Source organism: Bifidobacterium sp. UBA4282, from assembly GCF_002394995.1.
Lineage (GTDB): Bacteria > Actinomycetota > Actinomycetes > Actinomycetales > Bifidobacteriaceae > Bifidobacterium > Bifidobacterium pullorum_B.
The window spans coordinates 27,001-27,237 of record NZ_DGVO01000031.1 but is presented as its reverse complement, the minus strand read 5'-3'; the positions used below and the strand labels follow the sequence as shown (position 1 = coordinate 27,237).

Below are 237 nucleotides of genomic sequence, written 5' to 3'. Positions count from 1 at the left end.
GGCGCGCGCAATGGCCACGCGCTGCGCCTGGCCGCCCGACAGGTCCGCCGGATAGCGGTTCAGGAACGTCGAGGGCTCCAGACCGACCGTGTCCAACGCTTCGGCGCAACGGCGGGCGACATCATCGGAGCCCATGCCACGACGGCGCAGACGCAACGGCTCGCCCACCGAACGCGCCACCGTCCACCGCGGATTCAGCGAGGCGAACGGATCCTGATACACCAGTCCCGAATCCCG

General features: G+C 70.0%; 1 protein-coding gene. It reads right to left on the bottom strand.

Translation table 11 applies throughout. The annotated features are described in order from the left end of the window. Nucleotides 1–237: ATP-binding cassette domain-containing protein (locus tag B4C31_RS04775; RefSeq protein WP_291531551.1), on the bottom strand; the 237-nt coding region annotated here is incomplete at both ends.